At 28.7% G+C, this 5,201-nt stretch carries 6 protein-coding genes and 1 rRNA gene; 1 reads left to right on the top strand and 6 read right to left on the bottom strand.

The annotated features are described in order from the left end of the window. A 16S ribosomal RNA gene (locus NSA58_RS15630) occupies positions 1 to 116 on the bottom strand; the annotation flags it as partial. A 350-nt stretch (positions 117 to 466) separates the two neighbouring features. Further along, positions 467 to 697, bottom strand: coding sequence for a glutaredoxin family protein (locus NSA58_RS15635; RefSeq protein ID WP_039681443.1), 231 nt, complete (start codon positions 695 to 697; stop codon positions 467 to 469). Positions 698 to 853: 156 nt separating this feature from the next. Between NSA58_RS15635 and NSA58_RS15640 the strand changes: the two genes are divergently transcribed. Next, positions 854 to 2,068 (top strand): MGDG synthase family glycosyltransferase, encoded by a 1,215-nt coding sequence (locus NSA58_RS15640; protein WP_039681444.1) that lies wholly within the window; start codon positions 854 to 856, stop codon positions 2,066 to 2,068. Between the two features lie 43 nt (positions 2,069 to 2,111). Here the strand turns inward: NSA58_RS15640 and NSA58_RS15645 are convergent, their stop codons facing one another. The 4 genes from NSA58_RS15645 to dnaX all read right to left on the bottom strand — a co-directional run bounded on the left by NSA58_RS15645 (position 2,112) and on the right by dnaX (position 5,114). Beyond that, the gene (locus NSA58_RS15645) at positions 2,112 to 2,330 is read right to left on the bottom strand and encodes a hypothetical protein (RefSeq protein WP_039681445.1); all 219 of its coding nucleotides are present in this window, start codon (positions 2,328 to 2,330) and stop codon (positions 2,112 to 2,114) included. A gap of 126 nt (positions 2,331 to 2,456) precedes the next feature. Next, positions 2,457 to 3,056: a recombination mediator RecR gene (gene recR, locus NSA58_RS15650; protein ID WP_039681446.1), complete on the bottom strand. Its 600-nt coding sequence runs from the start codon at positions 3,054 to 3,056 to the stop codon at positions 2,457 to 2,459. Between the two features lie 12 nt (positions 3,057 to 3,068). Further along, positions 3,069 to 3,407 carry a YbaB/EbfC family nucleoid-associated protein gene (locus NSA58_RS15655; protein ID WP_039681447.1) on the bottom strand — a complete coding sequence of 113 codons (339 nt, stop codon included), beginning with the start codon at positions 3,405 to 3,407 and terminating at the stop codon, positions 3,069 to 3,071. Positions 3,408 to 3,476: 69 nt separating this feature from the next. Then, positions 3,477 to 5,114 carry a DNA polymerase III subunit gamma/tau gene (gene dnaX, locus NSA58_RS15660; RefSeq protein WP_039681448.1) on the bottom strand — a complete coding sequence of 546 codons (1,638 nt, stop codon included), beginning with the start codon at positions 5,112 to 5,114 and terminating at the stop codon, positions 3,477 to 3,479. Positions 5,115 to 5,201 lie beyond the last annotated feature (87 nt).

Below are 5,201 nucleotides of genomic sequence, written 5' to 3' on the forward strand. Positions count from 1 at the left end.
GTTACCCACGCGTTACTCACCCGTCCGCCGCTCTTCTCCGAAGAGAATCGCTCGACTTGCATGTGTTAGGCACGCCGCCAGCGTTCATCCTGAGCCAGGATCAAACTCTCATAAAAAAGTTGTCCATCGCTCAGACTAATCATTATCTGAATATCTGGCTTGGTTTGTTTGTTGTTTCAGTTTAATTCTTAAAGAATTAATTTATTGTTAACCTACTGTTTAATTTTCAAAGTTCTTTGCTTGTTTCAGCTTCTTTATTTTACCAAAGCTGTTTTTCTTTGTCAACCACTTTTTCAAGAAGTTTTTCGTTGACGTTTTGTCCCTGTCTCAAGGACAAGTAATACTATATCATCATATCAATTAATCGTCAATACTTTTTTAAACTTTTTTTAACTTTTTACTACTTTTATTCTTTACTCTTTTGGCTTTTTTATACTTTTATTTTTTATTTACCCATTATATATCTCTAGATACCTGTTAATTGCTTAATTCTATTTAAATCAAACCCTAATATATCTTGCCCATCTACCACTATAACGGGTACAGATAAATATCCTTTTTTTATTAATTCACGTTTATATTCTTGATTAGAAGATATATTGTACTCTATAAATTCTACATTATTATTTTGAAGATACTCTTTTGCTTTTTTACATTGGATACATGTGTCACTCGTATAAATCTCTACTTTTTTCATTTATTAGCTCCTTAAAATGTTTATTACCTTGTTTTTTTGTCAATATTGTATTAGATTATTATTAACTTTATTATTTATATAATAAATTACTTTTTATATTACATAATTTTTTTTAATAATGCAATACGACTCTAAAATTAATAGGAGGATTTTATCATGCAGAAGAAAGTTTTAATAATGTCAGCTTCTACTGGAGGAGGTCATAATAGAGCAGCCAGGGCTATAAAAGAAGAATTAACAAACAAAACAATTAATGGTATAACTATTGATTGTGAAATTATAGATAGTTTAAAAATAGTAAATGGAACTATGGATAAATTAATTTCTAGAGGATATGAAAAATCAGCTAAATATACACCTAAAGCATGGGGCGGTGTTTATAAATTAACTGAGACTAGTCTAGTATCTAAAAATGAATTTAAAGATAATCCGCTTACTTCTTTAATATCTAGAAAGTTAAAAAAATTAGTAGATAATAAAAAACCAGATTTGATTATAGGTACTCATCCGTTTCCTATGATAGCACTTAGTACTTTAAAAAAGCATTCACAGCTTTATAATAGCACAGAGGCAGGTACCTTTACAGAGAGTCTTCATAAGTATTATAAGGATTTAACTATTCCTCCTCTTATAACGGTTTTAACTGATTATACTACTCACTCTGCCTATATACAAAATGAAATTGATTATTATATCGCAGGACATGAGTATGTAAAAGAGTTATTAATAGAAGATGGTATTGATAAAGATAAAATTAAACCATACGGTATACCAGTTGAAAAATCATTCTTATCTCATAGAGATAGAGAGTCAGTATTATCTGAACTTGATCTGAATCCAGATAAATTCACAGTACTTTTAATGGGTGGCAGTTTTGGTGCAGGTAGTATAAAAGACACCCTTTCCGAATTAATGTCTATAGATAGAGATTTTCAAATTATTGTTATAACAGGAAGAAATAAATCATTAAAAGAAAAATTAGAAAAAACCTTAGCCGCTAATGAAGATACTCTTGATAAAAAAATATGTGTACTTGGATTCACAGACAAAATGAACGATTTATTGGCATCTGTAGATATATTAGTCTCTAAACCAGGAGGTCTTACCACTACTGAATCTTTATTAAAAGAAGTACCTATGATTATTCCATATTTTATTCCTGGTCAAGAAGAAGAGAATTTAGATTTTCTTTCGAACTGCGGAGCTTCATTGAGAACATCAAAAAAATACACTTTAAGTATTCTTTTGAAGGTTCTTATCGATAACCCTGATAGAATTGAAATGACAAAAAAAAATATAAGAGCTATAAAAAAACTTAATGCTTCACAAGACATTGCTAAATTAGCTTTTGACATATTATCTCGAGATTAAAATAAGCGTATGAAAATTTAAATTTTCATACGCTTTTATTTACTTAATATGGCTCGTAAAAATCTTCTTCATAATCATATTGGTAGTTTTTATAGTTATTCCTAAACACACCACTGTTGCAATTCTTATTAATAGCTTTTTTACTTTTTTTACTTCCCAACGAATCCTTATCTACGCTTTTAACTTTATTTTTAGATTTGATTTTTTTTTCTCGCTTTTCCTTCATTGCATTATGTTCTTCTAAGTTCATAGTCGTTTTCATACTACACCCCTATAAAATTATTTAATAATTACTATAATTATATAATACAAACTTCATTTGTCAATAAGTTATTTTTGTGAATATCTATTTTCTAATATAAATAAAAACCAAGGATATACCTTGGTTTTATATTTCTCTTCTACCTTCTAATGCCTTTGAAATAGTAACTTCATCAGCATATTCTAAATCTCCACCTACTGGTAGACCATGAGCTATTCTTGTAACCTTTATTCCCATAGGCTTAACAAGTCTTGATATGTACATAGCCGTGGCTTCACCCTCTATAGTTGGATTAGTGGCCATTATTATTTCTTTTACATCTTGGTTAGCTAATCTAGTAATTAATTCTCTGATCCTTATCATATCTGGTCCTATACCATCCATAGGAGATATAACTCCATGAAGTACATGATATTGACCTTTGAACTCTTTTGTTCTTTCCATAGCAACAACATCTCTAGGATCTTCCACTACGCATATAATACTAGCGTCTCTATTTTTATTAGAGCACATGCCACACAGATCTTTATCTGTTATATTGCAACAAACAGAACAGTACTTTATTTCTCTTTTTGCATCTAATATAGCCTTTGATAAAGATTCTACATCATTGTTATTCATATTTATAACATGAAAAGCTAATCTTTGTGCTGTTTTTCTTCCTACACCAGGTAGTTTAGAAAACTCTTCTATAAGCCTATTAATAGGCTCTGTATATGTTTGCATATTTATCACCTACTAGAATAATCCTGGAATATTCATTCCTCCAGTAACCTTGCTCATTTGACTTTGTTGCATATCATCAACTTTTCTTAAGGCTTCATTAACTGCACTTAAAACTAAGTCTTGTAACATTTCTATATCATCTGGATCTACTACTTCTGGTTTTATAGCTATGTCTATAACTTCTTTTTTGCCATTAACTTTAACTGTAACAGCTCCTCCACCTACTGAAGCCTCAACTTCCTTTGCTTCTAACTCTTCTTGCATTTTTTGCATATTTTCTTGCATCTTTTGAGCTTGTTTTAATATGTTATTCATGTTTCCTGGCATTCCACCAAATCCTTTTTTAGCCATCTTATATACTTCCTCCTTAAATTTCTAATTTTAGTTTATATCACAATATAATTTTTATCATTTATTATATTATTTTTCAATACTGTCTTTTACTTCTAATATACTTTCTTCTACTATTCCCTTAAGTATTTCTTCTCCTTCATCACTCTTACTACTAGTTTCTTCTAGATTCATACTTGCAATTTCAGACTTTAAATATATTTTAAGATGAAAACTTCTATTTAGTACTTCTCTTATAACTTGTTCTACATATTTTATTGTTTCTTCTGAGCTAAGTCTTGATCTAGCAAAAGAAAAATTATCATTAAATATTATAAATAAAGAGTTTTCTTTTATATAAAAACCACTTACTTCTTTTAAAAGCGCATATATACTAGGTTTCTTATCATCCTTTATTTTTTGAATTATTTTTTTCCATGATGACTCTACTAACTTTACATCTTCACTTTTTACTTCTTCATATACAATATCTTGTTTTTCTTCTTGATTGCTTACTTGTTCATCATCATATTTCATTCCTTCACCAGATTCACCTTGAACTGTTACTACTTTTATATTCCCACTTTCTATTATTTGCTCTAAATTTTCAATTCTTTTAATTAAAGCTTCCTTACTTTCATCAAACATAGGTTGTGCTATTTTCATTATAGTGACTTCAGCTAATATCCTTGTATTAGAAGATGATTTCATTGAATCTTGTGTTTCAGATAATATATTTAATATTCTTATCAAATCATTTATATTAATAGTTTTAGCTTGTTCCTTTAATCTTTCTATACTTTCTTCAGGTAATGAAATAATTTCATCAAGTTCCCTAGAAACTTTACAAACCATTAAATTCCTAAAATGATCTATCAAATCATTTATTAAATTTCTTATATCTTTTCCCCAAATAATAAATTCATTTAATATTTGAAGTGATTTTTTAGTGTCTTCTCCTATAATAGCTTGAGACAATTCAAATAGTTCATCAATATTAACAGTACCTAGTAATTCTATTACATCATTATACTCTATTTTTTCATTCCCAAATGACATACATTGGTCAAGTATACTTAAAGCATCTCTTAGGGCACCTTGAGAATTTCTAGCTATTAAATTTAATGCCTTTTCCTCCGCTCGTATATTTTCTTTTTCACATATGTATGCCATTCTATTTGCAATATCTTTTGACGATACTCTTTTAAAGTCAAACCTTTGGCATCTAGATAGTATGGTTGCTGGTATTTTATGTGGCTCTGTTGTCGCTAATATAAAGATTACATATGATGGTGGTTCTTCTAGAGTCTTTAATAAAGCATTAAAAGCTCCCTGAGATAACATATGAACCTCATCTATAATATAAACTTTATATTTTGCTTTTGAAGGAGTATATTTTACACTTTCCCTTAGCTCTCTTATATCATCTACACTATTATTTGATGCTGCATCTATTTCTACTATATCCATGATGTTATCATTTAATGTGTCTACACATATTTCACACTCATTACATGGTTCTTCATTAATAGGATTTAGACAGTTTACTGCTCTAGCAAATATTTTAGCCGTAGATGTTTTACCAGTACCTCTAGTTCCAGAAAATAAATATGCATGACCTATATTATTATTTTTTATTTGATTCTTCAAAGTTTTTACTATATGTTCTTGCCCAACTACATCTTCAAATGTTTTTGGTCTATATACTCTATACAACGCTTTATGCATATTTACATCTCCTTCAAAACTATTTTTACTGTTATAAAAATCTATCTATAATTTTTTCCAATTCAAATACATTTATATCATATATTT

The sequence above is a fragment of the Terrisporobacter muris genome (assembly GCF_024621905.1).
Classification (GTDB): Bacteria; Bacillota; Clostridia; order Peptostreptococcales; family Peptostreptococcaceae; genus Terrisporobacter; species Terrisporobacter muris.

Bases quoted from the DNA above. Each gene is read 5' to 3' on its own strand.
- NSA58_RS15635 (WP_039681443.1), bottom strand. From the start codon at position 697: ATGAAAAAAGTAGAGATTTATACGAGTGACACATGTATCCAATGTAAA.
- NSA58_RS15640 (WP_039681444.1), top strand. From the start codon at position 854: ATGCAGAAGAAAGTTTTAATAATGTCAGCTTCTACTGGAGGAGGTCAT.
- NSA58_RS15645 (WP_039681445.1), bottom strand. From the start codon at position 2,330: ATGAAAACGACTATGAACTTAGAAGAACATAATGCAATGAAGGAAAAG.
- recR (WP_039681446.1), bottom strand. From the start codon at position 3,056: ATGCAAACATATACAGAGCCTATTAATAGGCTTATAGAAGAGTTTTCT.
- NSA58_RS15655 (WP_039681447.1), bottom strand. From the start codon at position 3,407: ATGGCTAAAAAAGGATTTGGTGGAATGCCAGGAAACATGAATAACATA.
- dnaX (WP_039681448.1), bottom strand. From the start codon at position 5,114: ATGCATAAAGCGTTGTATAGAGTATATAGACCAAAAACATTTGAAGAT.